Origin of the sequence: Streptacidiphilus melanogenes, assembly GCF_000787835.1 — a bacterium.
GTDB classification, from domain to species: domain Bacteria; phylum Actinomycetota; class Actinomycetes; order Streptomycetales; family Streptomycetaceae; genus Streptacidiphilus; species Streptacidiphilus melanogenes.
The window spans coordinates 1-20,355 of record NZ_BBPP01000028.1 but is presented as its reverse complement, the minus strand read 5'-3'; the positions used below and the strand labels follow the sequence as shown (position 1 = coordinate 20,355).

At 72.5% G+C, this 20,355-nt stretch carries 21 protein-coding genes and 1 pseudogene; 14 read left to right on the top strand and 8 right to left on the bottom strand.

The genetic code is table 11. From position 1 onward, the window contains the following. Positions 1-6 precede the first annotated feature (6 nt). Positions 7-1,416, top strand: coding sequence for a cysteine desulfurase/sulfurtransferase TusA family protein (locus TR49_RS25880; RefSeq protein ID WP_152627456.1), 1,410 nt, complete (start codon positions 7-9; stop codon positions 1,414-1,416). A gap of 163 nt (positions 1,417-1,579) precedes the next feature. On the opposite strand, the gene TR49_RS25875 is transcribed toward TR49_RS25880, so the two are convergent. Then, positions 1,580-2,554, bottom strand: coding sequence for a carbohydrate kinase family protein (locus TR49_RS25875; RefSeq protein WP_042385918.1), 975 nt, complete (start codon positions 2,552-2,554; stop codon positions 1,580-1,582). Between the two features lie 188 nt (positions 2,555-2,742). On the opposite strand from TR49_RS25875, the gene TR49_RS25870 reads away from it, so the two are divergent. After that, complete coding sequence (locus TR49_RS25870) at positions 2,743-2,961, top strand: hypothetical protein (RefSeq protein ID WP_042385916.1); 219 nt, start codon at positions 2,743-2,745, stop codon at positions 2,959-2,961. A gap of 111 nt (positions 2,962-3,072) precedes the next feature. Continuing rightward, positions 3,073-3,624: a hypothetical protein gene (locus TR49_RS25865; RefSeq protein ID WP_042385914.1), complete on the top strand. Its 552-nt coding sequence runs from the start codon at positions 3,073-3,075 to the stop codon at positions 3,622-3,624. Positions 3,625-3,687: 63 nt separating this feature from the next. Here TR49_RS25865 and erpA read toward each other — a convergent pair whose 3' ends face one another. Beyond that, a complete protein-coding gene (gene erpA / locus TR49_RS25860; RefSeq protein ID WP_042385913.1) occupies positions 3,688-4,041 on the bottom strand; it encodes an iron-sulfur cluster insertion protein ErpA in 354 nt (117 codons plus the stop codon). Positions 4,042-4,259: 218 nt separating this feature from the next. Here erpA and TR49_RS25855 point away from each other — a divergent pair, with 218 nt between their 5' ends. Next, entirely contained in the window at positions 4,260-5,108 is an 849-nt protein-coding gene (locus tag TR49_RS25855; RefSeq protein WP_042386101.1) for a GNAT family N-acetyltransferase, read from the top strand. 28 nt (positions 5,109-5,136) lie between these two features. Here the strand turns inward: TR49_RS25855 and TR49_RS25850 are convergent, their stop codons facing one another. From TR49_RS25850 to TR49_RS25840, 3 genes are all read right to left on the bottom strand, one after another. Then, entirely contained in the window at positions 5,137-6,510 is a 1,374-nt protein-coding gene (locus TR49_RS25850; RefSeq protein ID WP_236653525.1) for a pyridoxal phosphate-dependent decarboxylase family protein, read from the bottom strand. A 128-nt stretch (positions 6,511-6,638) separates the two neighbouring features. Next, on the bottom strand, positions 6,639-7,082 hold the full coding sequence (locus TR49_RS25845; RefSeq protein ID WP_042385911.1) for an Lrp/AsnC family transcriptional regulator: 444 nt from the start codon (positions 7,080-7,082) through the stop codon (positions 6,639-6,641). Positions 7,083-7,119: 37 nt separating this feature from the next. Next, positions 7,120-8,292: a low temperature requirement protein A gene (locus TR49_RS25840; protein ID WP_042385909.1), complete on the bottom strand. Its 1,173-nt coding sequence runs from the start codon at positions 8,290-8,292 to the stop codon at positions 7,120-7,122. A gap of 217 nt (positions 8,293-8,509) precedes the next feature. Here TR49_RS25840 and nadA point away from each other — a divergent pair, with 217 nt between their 5' ends. After that, positions 8,510-9,703, top strand: coding sequence for a quinolinate synthase NadA (gene nadA, locus TR49_RS25835; RefSeq protein ID WP_042385908.1), 1,194 nt, complete (start codon positions 8,510-8,512; stop codon positions 9,701-9,703). Between the two features lie 58 nt (positions 9,704-9,761). Here nadA and pspAA read toward each other — a convergent pair whose 3' ends face one another. Then, positions 9,762-10,040 carry a PspA-associated protein PspAA gene (gene pspAA, locus TR49_RS25830; RefSeq protein WP_042385903.1) on the bottom strand — a complete coding sequence of 93 codons (279 nt, stop codon included), beginning with the start codon at positions 10,038-10,040 and terminating at the stop codon, positions 9,762-9,764. Between the two features lie 11 nt (positions 10,041-10,051). Then, complete coding sequence (locus TR49_RS25825; protein ID WP_236653524.1) at positions 10,052-10,870, bottom strand: PspA/IM30 family protein; 819 nt, start codon at positions 10,868-10,870, stop codon at positions 10,052-10,054. Positions 10,871-11,122: 252 nt separating this feature from the next. Between TR49_RS25825 and TR49_RS25820 the strand changes: the two genes are divergently transcribed. The 3 genes from TR49_RS25820 (at position 11,123) to TR49_RS25810 (ending at position 13,728) form a co-directional block, all read left to right on the top strand. Next, positions 11,123-11,737, top strand: coding sequence for a DUF3043 domain-containing protein (locus TR49_RS25820; RefSeq protein WP_042385901.1), 615 nt, complete (start codon positions 11,123-11,125; stop codon positions 11,735-11,737). Between the two features lie 83 nt (positions 11,738-11,820). Continuing rightward, positions 11,821-12,684: a methyltransferase domain-containing protein gene (locus TR49_RS25815; protein WP_174501608.1), complete on the top strand. Its 864-nt coding sequence runs from the start codon at positions 11,821-11,823 to the stop codon at positions 12,682-12,684. A 36-nt stretch (positions 12,685-12,720) separates the two neighbouring features. Further along, positions 12,721-13,728, top strand: coding sequence for an aldo/keto reductase family protein (locus TR49_RS25810; RefSeq protein WP_042385899.1), 1,008 nt, complete (start codon positions 12,721-12,723; stop codon positions 13,726-13,728). Positions 13,729-13,789: 61 nt separating this feature from the next. Here TR49_RS25810 and TR49_RS25805 read toward each other — a convergent pair whose 3' ends face one another. Then, positions 13,790-13,990, bottom strand: coding sequence for a hypothetical protein (locus tag TR49_RS25805; protein ID WP_042385897.1), 201 nt, complete (start codon positions 13,988-13,990; stop codon positions 13,790-13,792). 94 nt (positions 13,991-14,084) lie between these two features. Between TR49_RS25805 and cobU the strand changes: the two are divergent. The 6 genes and pseudogenes from cobU to TR49_RS25775 all read left to right on the top strand — a co-directional run. After that, positions 14,085-14,627 (top strand): annotated as a pseudogene (gene cobU / locus TR49_RS25800) (bifunctional adenosylcobinamide kinase/adenosylcobinamide-phosphate guanylyltransferase); the annotation flags it as partial. Between the two features lie 16 nt (positions 14,628-14,643). Beyond that, positions 14,644-15,741 (top strand): nicotinate-nucleotide--dimethylbenzimidazole phosphoribosyltransferase, encoded by a 1,098-nt coding sequence (cobT, locus tag TR49_RS25795; protein ID WP_042385895.1) that lies wholly within the window; start codon positions 14,644-14,646, stop codon positions 15,739-15,741. Beyond that, positions 15,742-16,554, top strand: a complete 813-nt coding sequence (locus TR49_RS25790) for an adenosylcobinamide-GDP ribazoletransferase (RefSeq protein WP_042385892.1) — start codon at positions 15,742-15,744, stop codon at positions 16,552-16,554. Positions 16,555-16,741: 187 nt separating this feature from the next. Beyond that, the gene (locus TR49_RS25785) at positions 16,742-18,250 is read left to right on the top strand and encodes a leucyl aminopeptidase (protein WP_042385890.1); all 1,509 of its coding nucleotides are present in this window, start codon (positions 16,742-16,744) and stop codon (positions 18,248-18,250) included. A 339-nt stretch (positions 18,251-18,589) separates the two neighbouring features. After that, positions 18,590-19,978: a dihydrolipoyl dehydrogenase gene (gene lpdA, locus TR49_RS25780; protein ID WP_042385887.1), complete on the top strand. Its 1,389-nt coding sequence runs from the start codon at positions 18,590-18,592 to the stop codon at positions 19,976-19,978. 55 nt (positions 19,979-20,033) lie between these two features. Then, a partial coding sequence (locus TR49_RS25775; protein WP_042385885.1) for a biotin/lipoyl-containing protein occupies positions 20,034-20,355 on the top strand: 322 nt, incomplete at its 3' end.

Here is a 20,355-nt window from a genome sequence, read left to right as displayed (position 1 = left end):
GGGACCGTGCCGAATTTCGACGTCGCGTCCACCGTTCCGATGCATCCGCTGGCCAGACAGGCCCTGCTGGCCGCGCTCGACGAGGGCTGGGCGGACCCGGCACGGCTCTACCGCGAGGCGCGCCAGGCCCGACTGCTGCTGGACTCGGCCCGCGAGAGCGTCGCCGCCGACCTCGGCGTCCGCGCCGACGAGCTGAGTTTCACCGCGTCAGGTACGCAGGCGAACCATCTCGCCGTCCTCGGGCTGCTCGCCGGAAATCACCGGAAAGGGCGTCATCTCGTCCATTCCGCCGTCGAACACTCCTCCGTGCTGCACGCCGCCGAGCGATTCGAGGCGGACGGCGGTGCGGTGACGACGGCACCCGTCGACTCCTTCGGCCGGGTCCTGCTCGACGCCTTCGCGACGGCGCTGCGCTCCCCCGGGACGGCCCTCGCCTGCCTCCAGTCGGCCAACCACGAGGTCGGCACCGTCCAGCCGGTGGCCGAGGCCGCGGAGCTGGCCGCCGAGGCCCACGTCCCGCTCTTCGTGGACGCCGCGCAGTCCGTCGCCTGGGGCCGGGTCGAGGGCGCCTGGTCGGCACTGGCCGCCTCCGCGCACAAGTGGGGCGGCCCGGCCGGCGTCGGCGTCCTGGCGGTCCGCAAGGGCGTCCGCTACCGCTCGCCGCTCCCCGCGGACGAGCGCGAGGGCGGCCGCGTCCCCGGCTACGTCAACGTCCCCGCGATCGTCGCCGCAGCGGTCGCGCTGCGCGCCGCCCGCCAGGAGGCGGCGGAGGCGGACGCGCGGCTGCGCGCCCTGGTGCGGCTCCTGCACGAGCGCGTCCCCGCGCTGGTTCCCGACGTCTCGGTGCTGGGCGACCCGGCCCTCTCGGACCCCGCACGGCGACTGCCGCACCTGCTGACCTTCTCCTGCCTCTACGTCGACGGCGAGTCCCTGCTGGGCGCCCTCGACCGGGCCGGCTTCGCCGTCTCCTCCGGCTCCTCCTGCACCTCCAGCACCCTGACCCCGAGCCACGTCCTCGCCGCGATGGGCGCGTTGACCGAGGGCAACATCCGCGTCTCGCTCGACCGCGGGGCGACCGCGTCGCAGGTGGAGGAGTTCCTCGCGGTCCTGCCCCCGGCTGTCGCCGACGTCCGCGCCCACCTGACGCCGACGGCGCCGCGGAGCGCCGCGCAGGGGGCCATCGTGGTGGACGTCCTGGGACAGATGTGCCCGGTGCCGGTCATCGAGCTGGCGAAGGCCTTCGAAGGGGTCCCGATGGGCGGCCTCGTCGCGGTCCTGTCGGACGACGAGGTGGCGGCGATCGACGTCCCGGCCTGGTGCCACCTGCAGAACCAGTCGTACGAGGGCACGGCCCCGGCGAGTGAGTACCTCGCGGGCGCGGAGGGCACGGCGTACCTGGTTCGCAGACTCAGCTAGGTGCACGGCCAGGGGGCGCGGAGCTCTGCCGACATGCGGCTCCTCCCCCAGCCGTGGGCCGGGAGGTGCCCCCCGCGTGGGCGCGACAAGCCACTGACATGCGGATGGTCCGGGGCCCCCAGGGCCATCCGCACAGGGTGGTTTCTCGCGCCCCTGAAGACGGCTACGCCATCTTGCTGCGGATCTCCGCCGCCGCGTCCTCGCCGTAGGCGACGGCGAAGCGGTCGAGGAAGTGGCCGTGGCGCAGCTGGTACTCCTGGGTGCCGACGGTCTCGATGACCAGGGTCGCCAGCATCGCGCCCGTCTGGGCCGCGCGCTCCAGCGACACGCCCCAGGTCAGGCCCGCCATGAAGCCGGCGCGGAAGGCGTCGCCGACGCCCGTCGGGTCGAGCTTGGCCGTCTCCGCGGGGCAGGAGACGAAGATGGTCGGCTCGCCCTTGCGGTCGATGCGGGCGCCCTTCGCGCCCAGCGTGGTGACGCGGACGCCGACGCGGTCCAGGAACTCGTCCTCGGACCAGCCGGTCTTCGACTCGATCAGGGCCTTCTCGTACTCGTTGGAGAACAGGTACGCCGCGCCGTCCACCAGGGTGCGGATCGACTCGCCGTCCAGGCGGGCCAGTTGCTGGGAGGGGTCGGCCGCGAAGGCGTAACCGCGGGCGCGGCACTCCTCGGTGTGGCGGACCATCGCCTCCGGGTCGTCGGCGCCGATCAGGACCAGGTCCAGGCCGCCGACACGGTCCGCGACCGGCCGCAGCTCGATGTTGCGGGCCTCGCTCATCGCCCCGGTGTAGAAGGAGGCGATCTGGTTGTGGTCCTGGTCGGTGGTGCAGACGAAGCGCGCGGTGTGGCGGGTCTCCGAGATGTGCACCGAGGCGGTGTCGACGCCGTGGCGGTCCAGCCACGAGCGGTACTCGGAGAAGTCCGCGCCGGCCGCACCGACCAGCACCGGGCGCAGGCCGAGCACTCCCATGCCGAAGCAGATGTTGGGCGCGACGCCGCCACGGCGGACGTCCAGGGTGTCGACGAGGAAGGAGAGCGAGACCGTGTGGAGCTGGTCGGCGACGAACTGCTCGGCGAAGCGGCCGGGGAAGGTCATCAGGTGGTCGGTGGCGATGGAGCCGGTGACAGCGATACGCACGGCGGCGTGCTCCTCGAAGGACGGGGGCGAGACGACGTTCTACGGTACCGGCCCCGAACCCGCAGGACACGTGCGCGTTACCGCCCCGTAGGGCTGGAAGGGCGACCCACCGGGGCCTAATGTCGATCGTGAGACGCCGGTCACAGCGTGCACGGAGCAGCGGCGGCCCGGCGTGAGGAGGCCCCGAGATGATGCCCGAGCGGAACCCGGTCCACATTCCCGCGTACCTGCGCGGCGACGCGGACGCGGACACGTTGGCGGGTCTGGTGGAACGCGGGCGCAGACTGGGCCGCTTCTGGCCGCAGCTGGCCGTCGAGCCCCCCGAGCGCTCCGAGCCGCTGCGGCGCAGCCCCTCGTTCCGGATCGGCGCTCGTGAGGCGCGCATCTTCGGCGGTCTGCCGGAGTAGCGCGGCCCACCCAGGCCTCCGCGCACCGCCGCGCGAAAAACGAGGGGAACCGGTTCCGCACCTCCCACGTCCCATGCACGCATCGCAAGGGACAGACCAGGAGGCCTCACCGTGCACACCCATCGTCGCTCCCGCTCCCGCGTTCTCGGCGCGCTGGCCGTGCTGGTGGCAGGCGCCGCCGGCCTGACCGGCTGCGCCTCGAGCACGACCGCCGGCTCCGGCCCCGCGAGCGCGGTGAGCGGTTCGCCGTCCGGGGCGAGCAGCTCACCCTCCGGCGGGATCACCCCGGGCGGCCCGATCAAGAACCCCTCGCCCTCGCCGAGCGCGCCCGGCACCGGCGCCAAGCCGTCGCCGCCGAAGCCCGCCCACGGCATCCCGATCTCCGGCTACAACGTCCAGGGGACGGTGCTGACCGTTTACTACTTCGCCGGGGTGTGCGACAAGCACGGCGTCACCGCGGACCAGTCCCAGCCGGGCGAGGTGCGCGCCACCATCGTGGTGACGCAGCACGCGCCGGCGGGGCAGATGTGCCCGCTGGTGGTCACCGAGCAGCACTCCAGCGTCAACCTCGGCCGCCCGCTGGACAGCCGCAAGGTGGTCGACACCAGCACCGGGCTCACGGTCGCGCCGCAGAAGGCCGGCCTGCCCATGGGCGCGGGCTGAGAAAAACGGAACCGCCCCGGCCGTGGGCCGGGGCGGTTCCGTGTGTACGCGGCGGGCGCTCGATCAGCTGAAGGAGTCGCCGCAGGCGCAGGAGCCGGTGGCGTTCGGGTTGTCGATGGTGAAGCCCTGCTTCTCGATCGTGTCCACGAAGTCCACGGTGGCGCCGGCCAGGTACGGGGCGCTCATGCGGTCGGTGACGACGTTGACGCCGCCGAAGTCGGCCACGACGTCGCCGTCGAGGGAACGCTCGTCGAAGAAGAGCTGGTAGCGCAGGCCCGAGCAGCCGCCGGGCTGCACCGCGACGCGCAGCGCGAGGTCGTCGCGACCCTCCTGCTCCAGCAGGCTCTTGACCTTGGCCGCGGCGGTGTCGGTGAGGATGATCCCGCTCTCGACGCTGGTCTCGTCCTGGACGGTCATCTGCTTACTCCCGGGATTGACGACGTACTTCCACCGGCGGAAACCGCCGACGCCCCGGAGGTATTCCGGGAGGCTCCATCCCGTCCATGCTCGCACACTCCGCACCTGTCATCACGGCTGCGTACGCCAGGGGCGGGCCGTCGTGCTGGGGCCGCGTGCCGGAGCCCGGACCGCGGAGCCGCTGACACGACGGCGCGGGCCCTGCCAGGATCGTGATCGTGCTGCTGCGACCCGTCCACGACTCCGCCGCCGACACCGCCGCCGTCCGGGCCATCGACGCCGCCGCCTTCGACAAGGCGCTCTCCGGCCGGGAGGCGGCCCGCGCCGACGTGCGGACCAGGCGGCTGGCCGCCGCCGACCAGCCCGGCTGCTGGTTCGGCGAGGAGGACGGGAAGGCCCTCGGGGTCGCGCTGTCGCTGCGGCGCGAGGGCCTGTGGGGGCTGGCGCTGCTGGCGGTCCGTCCCGAGGCGCAGGGCAAGGGCCTCGGCCGCACGCTGCTCGACCACGCGCTGACCCACGCCCACGGCTGCCTGCGCGGCATGATCGTCGCCTCGGACGACCCGCGCGCCGCCCGCCGCTACCACGCCGCCGGCTTCCGGCTGCACCCCACCATGGCGCTGACCGGGCGCGTCGACCGCACCGGTCTGCCCGCCACCGGCGGCGTCCCGGTGCACCTGGGCGACGCGACGCACTTCGACCTGCTCGACTCCGTCGACCGCCGCGCCCGCGGCTCCGCGCACGGCGAGGACCACCTCGCCCTGCTGCGTACCAGCGACGAACTGCTGGTCGCCGACACCCTGAGCGGCTCCGGCTACTGCTACCGCCTGGGCGGCCGGGTGATGCTGCTGGCCGCGACCTCCCGCCGGGTCGCTGCGGCACTGCTCACCGACACCCTCGCGCGGATACCGGACCAGGAGGCGGCGGACGTGCGGACGGTGACCGCGGAGCAGGACTGGGCCGTGGACGTGGCCATGGCCGCCGGGCTCAGCGCCGCCACCCGCGGCTACCTGGCCCTGCGCGGCATGAGGCCCCCGACGCACTACCTGCCGTCGGGGGCCTACCTGTAGGGCTGTCAGGCCCTCAGGCCTTGGTGTCTCAGACCATGGTGTCCAGGATCTCCCGGACCATGTCCATCGTGGTGCCCGGGTGCAGGAACGCGAAGCGGGCCACGACTTCGCCCTCCCAGCCGGTCGGGGTGACGAAGCCGGTCTGGTCGGCGAGCAGGCGCTCGGACCAGGCGTAGTAGTCCTTCGCGGTCCAGCCCTTGCGCCGGTAGACCACGCTGGACAGCTCCGGCTCGCGGATGACCTCCAGGTCCGGGTACTCCTCGCGGATCAGCGCCGCGGTGTCGCGGGCCAGTGCGATGCCGGTCTCGATGGCCTCGGTGTAGGCGTCGGTGCCGTGCACGGCCAGCGAGAACCAGAGCGGCAGGCCGCGGGCGCGCCGGGTCAGGTGGTACGCGTAGTCGGTCGGGTTCCACTCCTGGTCGTGGTCGGCGGTGTGCAGCACGTCCAGGTAGGAGGCGTCCTGGGTGTGCACGGCCTTGGCCAGGCGCGGGTCGCGGTAGATCAGCGCGGCGCAGTCGAACGGCGCGAAGAGCCACTTGTGCGGGTCGACGACGAAGGAGTCGGCGTGCTCGATGCCGCGGTACTTCTCGCGCACCGAGGGCGCGAACAGGCCCGCGCCGCCGTAGGCCCCGTCGACGTGGAACCAGAGGCCGTGTTCGCGGGCGACCTCGGCGATGCCGGCCAGGTCGTCGACGATGCCGGCGTTGGTGGTGCCCGCGGTGCCGACCACGGCGATGATCGAGCCCGGGTCACCGTCGGCGGCGATGGCGGCGCGCAGCGCCTCGCCGGTCAGACGGTGGTCCGCGGTCGGCACGACGAACTTCTCGACGCCGATGATGTTGAGGGTGTTGGTGACCGAGGAGTGGGTCTGGTCGCTGACCGCGATCCGCAGCCGGGCGCCGATGCCGACGCCGAGACGCTGGCGGGCCACGTCGCGGGCGACGACGAGCGCGGAGAGGTTGCCCGCGGAACCGCCGGAGACGAAGCAGCCGCCGGCCGTGGCGGGCAGTCCGGCCCGGTCGGAGATCAGGCGCAGCACCTGGTTCTCGGCGGCGATGGCGCCGGCCGCCTCCAGCCAGGAGATGCCCTGGAGCGAGGCGCAGGAGACCACCATGTCGAACAGCAGCGCGGCCTTGGTGGGCGCGCAGGGGATGAACGACAGGTACCGGGGGCTGTCGGCCGAGATCACGGCCCGCGACAGCTCGTGGTCGTAGAGCTTGAGCACGTCCGCAGGATCGTTTCCGCGGTCGGTGAGCAGACCGTCCAGCGCGGCGCCGAGCTTCTCGCCGTCACCGGGGTGGTCCAGCGGGACCGGGTCGTACTGCAGGCGCTCCCGCATGTAGTCGAAGACCAGGTCGACCATGCGGGCGTCGTACCGGTGCATGCGGTCGGCGTGGGGCACGGGAGATCCTTCGGTGCACAGGGGGTGGGGGCACTGCCACCCTAGGCACCGCGCCGCGCCCGCCGCCTGTCGGAACCCTGCGGCCCGCGCAGGATTCCTGCGCAGTCAGGCGCGCCCGCGAAGGAAACTCAACCGATCAGCCGGCTGAGCACCACCGTGCTGCGGCTGCGTTGCACGCCGGGTTCGCGCCGGATCCGCTCGATGACCGCCTCCAGATGCCGCATGTCCGCCGCCCGCAGGTGCACCAGCGCGTCCGCGTCCCCGGTGACCGTCCAGGCGGCGACGACCTCGGGGAACTGGCGCAGCGAGGAGAGGATCTCCTCCGGCGGGGTGCGCTCGCGGCAGAAGACCTCGACGAAGGCCTCCGTCGTCCAGTCCAGCACGCTCGGGTCCAGCACCACCGTGAAGCCGCGCACCACGCCGCGTTCGCGCAGCCGGTCCACCCGGCGCTTGACCGCCGTCGCGGAGAGGTTCACCAGCAGGCCGATCTCCGCGTAGGACGCCCGGCCGTCCCGTCCGAGCAGCTCCAGGACCCGGCGGTCGGTGTCGTCGAGGGCGACGGATCTGCTCACGGTGTCGCTGATCGGAGTTCTCGGTGCTGGCACGTGTTCAGCTTTTCACACCTGGTTCCTGCACGCGGTGGATCAGCAGTCCGACCGCGACCGAGGCCGCGCAGACCAGACCCGCCACCAGGACCGTCGGCGAGAAGAGCACCACCACCGCGCTCACGGGCTGCACCCACAGCGCGATCCCGCGCTTGGTGTGCCGCGAGTGCAGCGCCCAGACGGTGATGAGGTAGAGGGCCGCCGGGATGGTCACCCCGAGCGTGGCGGCGTGGGCGGAGATGTGCGTCTTGCCGACCCCGTGCTCGACCGCCACCTCCAGTCCGGCCCCGATCGCGGCCGCGGAGAGGAAGACGAAGTAGTGGCCGTACCCCCAGCTGAAGGCCTGGCGGTTGGAGGTCAGATGGCCCTCGACCGACCGTGCGAAGTAGATCCACCACGCCGCGAAGCAGATCAGCAGCCCGCCCGCGGCGATCGGCAGCAGCTCCCCGAGCGCCTGGTGCTCGTCGACGGACGACTGCACCGCGATCGTCGCCGCCGAGACCGACTCCCCCAGCACGATCAGGGTGAAGCAGCCGTAGCGCTCGGCGATGTGCCCCGGATGCCAGGCGGTCTGACCGACCCGTTCGGCCAGCAGCGGCACCCCCAGCTCGACGACCACGCCGATCAGCGCCGACCCGTACTTGTCGGTGGTCGGCACGTAGAGCAGCCAGAGGACCCAGTAGACCTGGGCCAGCGCCACCCCGGCGGCGTAGCGCAGCGCGACCGTCCGGTGCGTGCCGCTGTTGGCCGCCGCGGCGCGCAGCCACTGGGCGACCAGGGCGACACGCATCACCACGTAGCCGGTCACGGTGACGGCGAAGTCGGCGTCCGCGAAGGCGCGGGGCACCCCGGCGGCCAGGACCAGCGCCCCGACGATCTGCACGAAGGTGCAGATCCGGTAGGGGACGTCGTCGGTGTCGTAGGCGGACGCGAACCAGGTGAAGTTCATCCAGGCCCACCAGATGCCGAAGAAGATGAACAGGTAGCCGAGGATCCCGTGCCGCAGGTGCGCCTCGGCGAGATCGTGGGCGAGCTGGGAGCCCGCCTGGGCGACCGCGACCACGAAGCAGAGATCGAAGAAGAGCTCCAGCGGCGTGGCGGCCCGATGGCTCTCGCCGCGACCGCGGGGCCGCATCCGCCGCCCGGTGCCGGACCCGGTGATCGCCTGCTCGCTCATCGCCCCGTACCCTCTCCTTCGTCTGTGCCAGACGATAGGGCAGCTCGCGAGCGCCCGGGGGTAGCGCCGCCGCCATGGACAGCGTGGCCATAGCGGGGTACGTCACATTGCCGGGGCGCCCATCGAAACTGTGATCAGGGCGGGCTATCATAGATAGCGTCAGGTAGACGATAAGGCGACGGTCCCTCACCGCCGCCGAGCAGGAGGGCACCCGCCCGTGACCACCACCTCCGCGCCCGCGCAGGGCGCCACCTTCGCCGAGCCGGGCGCCACGCCGCTGGCCCTGCTGCTGCTCGGCCGCGAGGCCGACACCGCGAGCGAGCGCGGCGTCGACTGCCCCGGCGACCTCCCCGCCTCCTCCGACCCGGACCTGGTCGCGCGGGCCGCCGCGGCCAAGGCCAAGCTGGGCGACAAGGTCTTCATCCTGGGCCACCACTACCAGCGCGACGAGGTCATCCAGTTCGCCGACGTCACCGGCGACTCCTTCAAGCTGGCCCGCGACGCGGCCGCCCGCCCCGAGGCCGAGTACATCGTCTTCTGCGGCGTGCACTTCATGGCCGAGTCCGCGGACATCCTCACCTCCGAGCGCCAGCAGGTCGTCCTGCCGGACCTGGCCGCCGGCTGCTCCATGGCCGACATGGCCACCGCCGAGCAGGTCGCCGAGTGCTGGGACCAGCTGGTCGACGCGGGCGTCGCCGACACCGTCGTGCCGGTCGCCTACATGAACTCCTCCGCCGACATCAAGGCCTTCACCGGCCGCCACGGCGGCACCATCTGCACCTCCTCCAACGCCAAGCGGGCGCTGGAGTGGGCGTTCGAGCAGGGCGAGAAGGTCCTCTTCCTGCCCGACCAGCACCTCGGCCGCAACACCGCGGTCAAGGAGATGGGCCTCTCGCTGGACGACTGCGTCGTCTACAACCCGCACAAGCCGAACGGCGGCCTCACCGCCGAGGAGCTGCGGGCGGCCAAGATGATCCTGTGGCGCGGCCACTGCTCCGTGCACGGCCGCTTCAGCCTGGACTCGGTGAACGAGGTCCGCGAGCGCGTCCCCGGCGTGACGGTGCTGGTGCACCCCGAGTGCAAGCACGAGGTCGTCGAGGCCGCCGACATGGTGGGCTCCACGGAGTACATCATCAAGGCCCTCGACGCGGCCGAGCCCGGCTCCAGGTGGGCCATCGGCACCGAGCTCAACCTGGTCCGCCGGCTGGCGAACGCGCACCCGGACAAGGAGATCGTCTTCCTGGACCGCACGGTGTGCTTCTGCAGCACGATGAACCGCATCGACCTGCCGCACCTGGTCTGGGCCCTGGAGTCGCTGGCGGACGGCCGCGTGCCGAACGTCATCACGGTGGACCCGGAGACGGAGAAGTACGCCAAGGCGGCGCTGGACCAAATGCTGGCGCTGCCGTAGGCGCGGCAACGAAAAAGGACCGGCGCCCCGTGGGGTCGCCGGTCCTTTTTCGTTGCCGCTATCCGGGGATCAAGCCGTCCGTCTTCAGCAGCGCCCGGGTCTCCTCCAGCGTCGCGTCCGCGTACGGGAGCGTCGCGTCCGAGGCGCCGAGGTAGTCGGCCGCCACGGGCGTACCGCCCTCGCGGACCGCGCCGAGCAGCGCGGCCAGACTGACGTGGAACTCCTGCTCGTCGCCGTTGTCCAGCGCGGCCAGCACCGCGTTGTCCAGCTCGTTGAGGTGCTCGACGAGGGTGTCGGGCACCTCGAACTGCCCCTCCGAAAGAATCCTGACGATCACGCCGCTCCCCCTCAGCCCTCGTGCGGGCGCTGGTCCTGCGGCGCCTGGTACGGGTTCTGCTGCGGGGCGGACTGCGGGGCCGCCTGCGGCTGACCCTGCTCGATCGCCGGGGTGGGCGCGCTGCCGCCGCCCAGCTCGGCCTTCATCCGGGCCAGCTCCAGCTCGACGTCCGAGCCGGCGGACATGCGGTCCAGCTCGGCCGAGATGTCGTCCTTGCGCATGCCGGACGGGTCGTCGAGCGCGCCGCTGGCCAGCAGCTCGTCGATCGCGCCCGCACGGGCCTGCAGCTGCGCCGTCTTGTCCTCGGCACGCTGGATGGCCAGGCCGACGTCGCCCATCTCCTCCGAGATCCCGGAGAAGGACTCCGCGATCTGGGTCTGCGCCTGGGCGGCGCTGTACTGGGCCTTGATGGTCTCCTTCTTGGTACGGAAGGCGTCCACCTTGGCCTGCAGGCGCTGGGAGGCCAGCGTCAGCTTCTCCTCCTCGCCCTGCAGCTGCTGGTACTGGACCTCCAGGTCCTGCACCTGCTGCTGGACGCCGGAGCGCCGCGTCAGCGCCTCACGCGCCAGGTCCTCCCGGCCGAGGGAGAGCGCCTTGCGGCCCTGCTCCTCCAGCTTGGCGGACTGCTGCTGCAGCTGCGTGAGCTGCAGTTCGAGCCGCTTACGGCTGGTCGCCACGTCCGCGACGCCGCGTCGCACCTTCTGCAGCAACTCAAGCTGCTTCTGGTACGAGTAATCCAGCGTCTCGCGCGGATCCTCCGCGCGATCCAAGGCCTTGTTGGCCTTGGCGCGGAAGATCATCCCCATCCGCTTCATGATTCCGTCGCTCATGGGCTTCGCGCGCCCCCTTCTCCGACCTGCCGGTTTCGCCGTCTTCTCGCTACCCAAGCCTACGGGTCGCGCGGCCCTCGCCGCAGCGATCCGCGCTGCAACAAGACTGCTACAGCAAACAGCATGAGTGCCTCATCCGTGGGACTGATCGAGCCCTGGTCGATCTACGCCGCGCGGCGGAGAAGGATCCCTGACGAAGCCCACTACCCGGGGGACTGGGGAATACACCAGCTGACCACGTACTCTTGCTGTGTGTTCCGACGTAGCTCCCAGGATGCCCCCGCCGACGCCGCCACCCTCGTCGAGGACGAGGCCGCCGACGCGAAGAAGGCCGTGCCCACGGCGGAGGCCCCCAAGGGCCGCCCGACGCCGAAGCGCAACGCCTCCACCACCAACCAGCGCGGCCGCGCCTACGTGCCGCCGGACCGCAAGGCCGCCGCGAAGAAGGCCCGCGAGTCCGGCCGCGACGACCGCGCCCGCCAGATGGCGGCCATGCGCGGCGAGGGCGACCCCCGCGACCTGCCGCCGCGCGACGCCGGACCGGTCCGCACGTTCGTCCGCGACTACGTCGACTCGCGCTGGACGGCGCTCGAGTTCGCGATGCCGGTGGTCATCCTGATCTTCCTGCTCGCGACGCTGCTGCGCAGCGCGTCGATCGTCGTGGGCGCCACGCTGTCGCTCTACATCGTGATCCTGCTGATCGTCGTCGCGACCTTCTTCTTCGCGCGCGGCCTGCGCAAGGAGCTCGCGCGGCGCTTCCCGGACCAGAACACCAAGGGCGCCGTCGCCTACGGTCTGCTGCGCTCCTCCAACATCCGGAAGATGCGCCTGCCCAAGCCGGCCGTCAAGCGGGGGCAGCGGCCCTGACCAGCCACCCGGGTCCGCTGGGGGGCTATCCCGGTTACTCGTACTCGCCCCTGGGCCCCTGCCCGGGGGCCGACGAGTCGACGATGGTGCTGCCCGCGGTGCTACCCGTGCAGCGCGTGGTCCAGCCGTACCCAACCCTTCCCCCGTCCCCGCCCGTGCCGCCGATCGGCTTCGCGCCGGGCGCCCAGGCCTGGCTGGCCAAGCTCGGCGGGCTGCGCAACGTGGTGCGCCAGGAGCTCGTCTCCCGGCAGCTCGACGAGCAGCTCGGCGCGCGCTTCGGCGCGGACGCCCGGCTGCGGGTGCTCGACGTCGGCTGCGGCCAGGCCACCCAGGCGCTGCGACTGGCCCGGCGCGGCCACCAGGTCACCGGGCTCGACCCCGATCCGGCCATGCTCGCGGCCGCGCGGCAGGACCTCGCCCTGGAGTCAGCCGAGGTTCAGGCCCGGGTGCAGCTGCTGCCGGGCTCCGGCGAGGACTGCGGCCGCTGGTTCGGTCCGGCCGCGTTCGACCTGGTGCTCTGCCACGGCGTGCTGATGTACCTCCCCGAGCCCGGCCCGCTGCTGGCGGCGCTGGCCCGGATACTGGCCCCCGGCGGGCTGCTGTCCGTGCTCTCCCGCAACGGCGACGGTCTCGCCATGCGGCCGGGCCTGGCGGGCGACTGGGCCGGGGCCGTGGCCGCGTTCGACGGCGACGACTACACCAACCGCCTGGGCCTGCCCACCCGCGCCGACCGCCGCGAGACGCTCGCCCGCACGCTCGCTGAGCTCGACGTGCCGGTGCTCGCCTGGTTCGGGGTGCGGGTCTTCACCGACCTCGCCGCCGACGACGCCCCGCTCCCGGCCGAGACCGAGCTCGCGGCCCTGCTGGAGGCCGAGCACCGGGCCGGCCGCACCGACCCGTACCGGCAGCTCGCGGCGCTGATCCATCTGGTCGGCGCCCGCCCGTGAGGCCGCGGGAGGCGGCCTGCGACTAGGCTCGGCCCCATGGAGTTCCGTCACCTCGGCCGCAGCGGTCTCGTCATCTCCGAGATCGCCTACGGCAACTGGCTCACCCATGGATCCCAGGTCGAGGAGGACGCGGCCATCGCCTGCGTCCACGCCGCCCTCGACGCCGGGATCACCACCTTCGACACCGCCGACGTCTACGCCGCCACCCGCGCCGAGTCCGTACTGGGCCGGGCCCTGTCCGGGCAGCGCCGCGAAGGCCTGGAGATCTTCACCAAGGTCTACTGGCCCACCGGCCCCGGCAAGAACGACACCGGCCTCAGCCGCAAGCACATCATGGAGTCGATCAACGCCTCCCTGACGCGCCTGCAGACCGACTACGTCGACCTCTACCAGGCTCACCGCTACGACCACGCGACGCCGCTGGAGGAGACCATGGTCGCCTTCGCGGACATCGTGCACGCCGGCAAGGCCCACTACATCGGCGTCTCCGAGTGGACCGCCGACCAGATCCGGGCCGCGCACGCCTACGCGCAGGAGCTGCGCGTCCCGCTGGTCTCCTCCCAGCCGCAGTACTCCGCGCTGTGGCGGGTCATCGAGGCCGAGGTCGTGCCGACCTGCGAGGAGCTGGGCATCGGCCAGATCGTCTGGTCCCCGATCGCCCAGGGCGTGCTGACCGGCAAGTACCTGCCGGGCGAGCAGCCGCCCGCCGGCTCGCGCGCCACCGACGACAAGGGCGGCGCCAACATGATCTCCCGCTGGCTGCGGGACGACGTTCTTGCGCGCGTGCAGCAGCTGAAGCCGCTCGCCGACGACGCAGGCCTGACGCTCGCCCAGCTCTCGGTGGCCTGGGTGCTGCAGAACGCCAACGTCTCCGCGGCCATCATCGGCGCCTCCCGACCCGAGCAGGTCGCCGAGAACGTCAAGGCGGCCGGCGTGAAGCTGGACGCCGGCCTGCTGAAGGCGATGGACGAGATCCTCGCCCCGGTCGCCGAGTTCGACCCGGCCAGGACCGAGGAGAACGCGCCCAAGCAGCGCGCGAACTGACGCACGCACACCGGCGCGCACGCGTGAGGGGTCCGGGGCCGACGCCCCGGACCCCTTCACGTCACTGGTGCAGGCTCATCGGCCCGTAGATCTTCTCGCCGTCATCCAGCAGCACCACCTGGTCGACGCCCTCGGCGAGCAGTTCCTTCCAGGTCTCGCCGATCCAGGTCTCCGCGTCGCCCTGGGTCGGGAACTCCTCGACCCCGTTCGGCGCGGGCACGACCGATCCGTCGAGCTTCTCGTACCGCCAGGTCCACACCATGCCGGGCTCCTCTCGCCCTCGCTGACTGCACAAGGACAGTACCCGGCACAATGGCCCGATGCGCCTCCTCGACCGTCTCGTCCCCGGCCGGCGTCCCCGCCGCACGCTGCTGCTCGGCGGTGCGCGGTCCGGCAAGTCCTCGCTCGCCGAGCGGCTGCTGGCCGACGCCGCGGACGTGACCTACGTCGCCACCGCCGGACACCGCGATGGCGACGCCGAGTGGGCCGAGCGCGTCGAACTGCACCGGGAGCGCCGCCCCGCGGACTGGCGCACCGTCGAGACCTGCGAACTGCCGCCGCTGCTGGGCCGCAACGGCGGCCCGCTGCTGGTCGACTGCCTGGCGCTGTGGCTCACCGACGCGATGGACCGGGTCGGCGCCTGGGAGGAGGAGCGCTGGTACGGCGGCGGGGAGCGGGAGTTGCGCGACCGGACCGCGGAACTGGTGCGGGCGCTGGCGACGAGCCCCCGACGCGTGGTCGCGGTCAGCAACGAGGTCGGCAGCGGCGTCGTGCCGGCCACCGCCTCGGGCCGCCGGTTCCGCGACGAGCTGGGCCGCCTCAACGCGGCCGTCGCCGACGTGTGCGACGACGTCCGGCTGGTGGTCGCGGGCCGCGCGCTGCGTTTGTCGGATCGGTGACGGTAACGTTCCCGCCGTGACGACCTTCGACCTCGACGAGATCTCCGCGCGGCTGGCGCGGCCCGACGACGAGTACCGCCTCGCCGCGGAGGAGCGCTTCGCCGCGCTCGACCTTCCGCGCGGCTCGCTGGGCGAGCTGCAGGACCTGGCCGGCTGGCTGGCCGCGGTCCAGGGCAAGGTCCCGACCAAGCCGCTGTCACGGGTCAAGGTCCTGGTCTTCGCCGCCGACCACGGCATCGCCTCGCTCGGCGTCTCGATGCTGCCGCCCGGCACCACCGAGCTCCGGGTGCACCAGATCCTTCAGGGCACCGCGCCCGTCAACGTGCTGGCCCGTCAGTTCGGCGCGCAGGTGCGCGTGGTGGACATGGCCGTCGACGCGGCGGAGGACGCCTTCCCCGCCGAGGTGAGCCGCTACCGGGTCCGCCGCGGCTCGGGCCGGATCGACGTGGAGAACGCGCTCACCCGCGAGCAGGCCGAGCAGGCCTTCGCCGCGGGCGTGGCGCTCGCCGACGAGGAGGCCGACTCCGGCACCGACCTCGTCGTCCTCGGCGACCTCGGCGTCGGCTCCACGACCGTGGCCGCCGTGCTGATCGGCGTGCTGTGCGGCACCGACGCGGCCGTCGTCACCGGACGCGGCTCCGGCATCGACGACCGGATCTGGATGGTCAAGTGCGCGGCGATCCGCGACTCGCTGCGCCGGGCCCGCCCGGTGCTGGCCGACCAGCTCGACCTGCTGGCCGCCGTAGGCGGCGCGGACTTCGCGGCGATGGCGGGCTTCCTGCTGCAGTGCGCGATGCGACGCGTGCCGGTGCTGCTGGACGGCGTCGTCGGCACCGCGTGCGCGCTGGTCGCGCAGCGGATCGCGTTCCGCGCGCCGGAGTGGTGGCGCGCCGGGCAGGTCACCGGCGAGCCGGCGCAGGCCAAGGCCTACGAGCGGATGGGCATCACGCCGCTGTCGGACCAGCGTGTCGCCGTCGGCGCCGGCGCGGGCGCGCTGATGTCGCTGCCGCTGCTCCAGGCCGCCGCCGCGCTGCTCGCCGAGCTGCCGCTGCCCGTGCCGGCGCCCCTCCCGGCCGAGGAGCCGCCGTCGGCCGAGAAGCCTGCCGAGGACTGAGTGCTCAGCAGACTCCTCGAACCGCTGCGCTTCGCTTTCGGGACCCTGTCGGTCCTCCCCGTTCGGGTGAACCGCTGGGACCGGCCCACGGCCGGACGGGCGATATCCGTGGCCCCCGTGGTCGGGCTCGTGCTGGGCGGCCTCGCCGCCGGCTTCGCGACGCTGCTGGCCTGGGCCCACACCGGGTCGCTGCTGGCCGCGGTCGCCGGGGTCGCCGCGCTGGCGGCCCTCACCCGGGGGCTGCACCTGGACGGCCTCGCGGACGTCGCCGACGGGCTCGGCAGCAACCGTCCCCCCGACGCCGCACTGAAGATCATGAAGGCCTCGGACATCGGCCCCTTCGGGGTGCTGGTGCTGCTGCTCACCTTGCTGGCGCAGGTCGCGGCCGTCGCCCGGTGCTTCGACCTGGGCCTGCCCAAGGGCGCGTTCGCGCTGGGCCTGGCGGCGGTGACCTCCCGTACCGCGCTGCTGCGTGGCTGCTCCGCCGGTGTCCCGCCGGCCCGCGAGGAGGGGCTCGGCGCGATGGTCGCCGGCACCGTGCCGCGGCTGCGCGGGGCCCTGGTCACCCTGGTGGTCGTCGCCGCCCTCGCGCTGGCCGGCTGGGCCACCGCCCGCTACGGCCAGAACCAGCTGCCCCTGGCGCTCGGCACCGTCGTCTCGGCGGCCGGGGGGCTCGGCCTCGCGGCCCTGCTGCTGACGCACTGCCTGCGCCGTTTCGGCGGAATCACCGGAGATGTCCTGGGTGCGATGGTCGAGGTCGCGGCCACCGGGGCACTTGTTCTGTGGACGCTTTTCGCAGCTGCCACCCCGTAGCGGGGTGCTGTCTCGAAATTTCGGCGGCCGAGACGGCGCGAGGGCTCAATATGCGGACTACCATGCCAGGAGCCGGTCTGTTCACCCGCCGTGGCCGCGCCATGGGACGACGCCTGCCCGCATCCGGACAGACACGAGCACCCCGACTCTCGCATCGCATACTTTTCGACAGAACAGGACGCATTCCGTGACTGCAGTGTCTTTGAGCACCTCCACGGCCGCCGCGCTGCGCGCGGACGCCGTCGTCGTGGCCGTGGCCAAGGGCCCCAAGGGCCTTGTCCTCGCCCCCGGAGCCGAGGCGGTCGACGAGGCGTTCGAGGGCCGCCTCGCCGAGGTGCTCACCACCGTCGGCGCCACCGGCGCCGAGGGCGAGGCCGTGAAGGTCCCCGCCCCCGCGGGCCTGAAGAGCCCGCTGGTGCTGGCCGTGGGCCTGGGCGAGGTCGCCGAGGACGGCTACAGTGCCGAGGCGCTCCGCACCGCCGCGGGCGTGGCCGCGCGCACCCTGCACGGCAGCAAGAAGGCCGGATTCGCCCTGCCCGCCGCCGACGCCGCCTCCGTCGAGGCCCTCACCCTCGGCGCACTGCTGGGCGCCTACACCTTCACCGCCTGCCGCAGCGACAACGGCAAGGCCGACACGAAGACCCCGCTGGCCGAGGTGGCGATCACCGGCACCAAGCGCGGCGACAAGGCTGCCAAGGCCGCCGTCGAGCGCGGCACCGTCGTGGCCGAGGAGATGAACCGGACCCGCGACCTGGTCAACATGCCGCCGAACGACCTCTTCCCGAAGTCCTTCGCCGAGATCGCCACCACGGCCGGCAAGGAGCTGGGCGTCAAGGTCGAGGTGCTCGACGAGAAGGCGCTGGTCAAGGGCGGCTACGGCGGCATCCTCGGCGTCGGCGTCGGCTCGGCCCGCTCCCCGCGCCTGGTCAAGGTCGCCTACACGCACCCCAAGGCCAAGGCCTCGCTCGCCTTCATCGGCAAGGGCATCACCTACGACTCGGGCGGCATCTCCCTCAAGCCGGCCGGCCACAACGAGACCATGAAGTGCGACATGGCCGGCGCCGGCGCGGTCTTCGCCTCCGTGCTCGCCGCCGCCAAGCTCGGCCTGCAGGTCAACGTCACCGGCTGGCTGGCGCTGGCGGAGAACATGCCCTCCGGCGCGGCGACCCGCCCCGGCGACGTGCTGCGCATGTACGGCGGCAAGACCGTCGAGGTGCTCAACACCGACGCCGAGGGCCGCCTGGTGCTGGCCGACGCCATCGTCCGCGCGGGCGAGGAGAAGCCGGACTACATCGTCGACGTCGCCACCCTGACCGGCGCCATGGTGATGGCGCTGGGCAGCCGCACCTTCGGCGTGATGGCCAACGACGACGCCTTCCGCAGCACCGTGACCGAGCTGGCCGAGTCCGTGGGCGAGCCCGCCTGGGCCATGCCGCTGCCGACGCACCTGCGCAAGCCGATGGACTCCACCGTCGCCGACATCTCCAACATGGGCGAGCGGATGGGCGGCGGCCTGGTCGCCGGCCTGTTCCTCAAGGAGTTCGTCGCCGACGGCATCACCTGGGCGCACCTGGACATCGCCGGCCCGGCCTTCAACGAGGGCGCGCCGTTCGGCTACACCCCCAAGGGCGGCACCGCGACGGCCGTGCGCACCCTGGTGGCGCTCGCCGAGCACGCCGCCGACGGCAAGCTGTGATGATCTACTGAGGGGTAACCCTTCATCGGACCCCCGTCTCCGTTCGCCCTGGGCGAACAGGGACGGGGGTCCGTCGGCGTTCCACGGGAAACCCTGCTGACCAGGCCCCCTTCCCGGCACTGGAATTTGCCTCTCGACCTGCGGAAACAGACAATTCCTCGCGAGGCACCCACCCCGGACCGACGGGGGGTGCCGGTCCACACCGTGGCCCGGTCCCTCACCACCGCACGACAAGTGCGAGGATGTATCTCCGGCACGACGGGTCTCCCCACAAGGGAGCACCACACCCGGCCGGCGATCGACCGGGAGCATCCGCACCCTTTGCATGGAGGACGTGACGTGGCGAACGACGCCAGCACCGTTTTCGACGTAGTCATTCTCGGAGGCGGAAGCGGCGGTTACGCCGCGGCGCTGCGGGCGGCCCAGCTGGGTCTGCAGGTCGCGCTGATCGAGAAGAACAAGCTCGGCGGCACCTGCCTGCACCAGGGCTGCATCCCGACCAAGGCGCTGCTGCACGCCGGCGAGGTCGCCGACCAGACCCGCGAGGCGGCGGGCTTCGGCGTGAAGGCCGTCTTCGAGGGCATCGACATCAACGCGGTCCACGCGTACAAGGACGGCGTCGTCTCCGGCCTGTACAAGGGCCTCCAGGGCCTGGTCGCCAGCCGCAAGATCACCTACGTCGAGGGTGAGGGCCGCCTCTCGTCCCCGACCTCCGTGGACGTGAACGGGCAGCGCTACACCGGCCGCCACATCGTGCTGGCCACCGGCTCCGTGCCGAAGTCCCTGCCGGGCCTGGCCATCGACGGCGACCGCGTCATCTCCTCCGACCACGCGCTGACCCTCGACCGCGTGCCGAAGTCCGCGATCGTGCTGGGCGGCGGCGTCATCGGCGTCGAGTTCGCCTCCGTCTGGAAGTCCTTCGGCGCCGAGGTCACCATCATCGAGGCGCTGCCGCACCTGGCCCCGCTCGAGGACGAGAACTCCTCGAAGCTGCTGGAGCGCGCCTTCCGCAAGCGCGGCATCAAGTTCGAGCTGGGCGCCCGCTTCTCCGGCGTCGACTACACCGCGACCGGCGTCCGCGCCTCGCTGGAGAACGGCAAGCAGGTCGAGGCCGACCTCATGCTCGTCGCCGTCGGCCGCGGCCCGGTCTCGCAGAACCTCGGCTACGAGGAGGCCGGGGTCGCCATGGACCGCGGCTACGTCCTGGTCGACGAGTACTGCCAGACCAACGTCCCCACGATCTCCGCCGTCGGCGACCTGATCCCGACGCTGCAGCTGGCCCACGTCGGCTTCGCCGAGGGCATCCTGGTCGCGGAGCGCATCGCCGGCCTCAAGGTCGTCCCGATCGACTACGACGGCGTGCCGCGCGTGACCTACTGCAACCCCGAGGTCGCCTCCGTCGGCATCACCGAGGCCAAGGCCAAGGAGCTCTACGGCGACGACAAGGTCGTCACCGCCAAGTTCAACCTGGCCGGCAACGGCAAGAGCAAGATCCTCAAGACCGCGGGCGAGATCAAGCTGGTCCAGGTCAAGGACGGAGCGGTCGTCGGCGTGCACATGGTCGGCGAGCGCATGGGCGAGCAGGTCGGCGAGGCCCAGCTGATCTACAACTGGGAGGCCCTGCCCGCCGAGGTGGCGCAGCTGATCCACGCGCACCCCACCCAGAACGAGGCCCTCGGCGAGGCGCACCTCGCGCTGGCGGGCAAGCCGCTGCACAATCACGACTGACAACCCTCGTCGCACGCCAACCATCCGCAACGCACCACAAGGAGCAACTGAAACCATGGCGGTCTCAGTAACACTGCCCGCACTCGGCGAGAGCGTGACCGAGGGCACCGTCACCCGTTGGCTGAAGGCCGAGGGCGAGCGCGTCGAGGCCGACGAGCCGCTGCTCGAGGTCTCGACCGACAAGGTCGACACCGAGATCCCGGCCCCCGCCTCCGGCATCCTCGCCTCCATCAAGGTCGCCGAGGACGAGACGGTCGAGGTCGGCGCCGAGCTGGCGATCATCGACGACGGTTCCGGCGCCCCGGTCGCCGCCCCGGCTCCGGCTGCCGCGGCCGCCCCGGCCCCCGCCGCCCCCGCGCCGGTCGAGACCCCGGCCC

Bases quoted from the DNA above. Each gene is read 5' to 3' on its own strand.
- TR49_RS25870 (WP_042385916.1), top strand. From the start codon at position 2,743: ATGATGCCCGAGCGGAACCCGGTCCACATTCCCGCGTACCTGCGCGGC.
- erpA (WP_042385913.1), bottom strand. From the start codon at position 4,041: ATGACCGTCCAGGACGAGACCAGCGTCGAGAGCGGGATCATCCTCACC.
- TR49_RS25840 (WP_042385909.1), bottom strand. From the start codon at position 8,292: ATGAGCGAGCAGGCGATCACCGGGTCCGGCACCGGGCGGCGGATGCGG.
- TR49_RS25825 (WP_236653524.1), bottom strand. From the start codon at position 10,870: ATGAGCGACGGAATCATGAAGCGGATGGGGATGATCTTCCGCGCCAAG.
- TR49_RS25815 (WP_174501608.1), top strand. From the start codon at position 11,821: ATGGTGCTGCCCGCGGTGCTACCCGTGCAGCGCGTGGTCCAGCCGTAC.
- TR49_RS25810 (WP_042385899.1), top strand. From the start codon at position 12,721: ATGGAGTTCCGTCACCTCGGCCGCAGCGGTCTCGTCATCTCCGAGATC.
- TR49_RS25805 (WP_042385897.1), bottom strand. From the start codon at position 13,990: ATGGTGTGGACCTGGCGGTACGAGAAGCTCGACGGATCGGTCGTGCCC.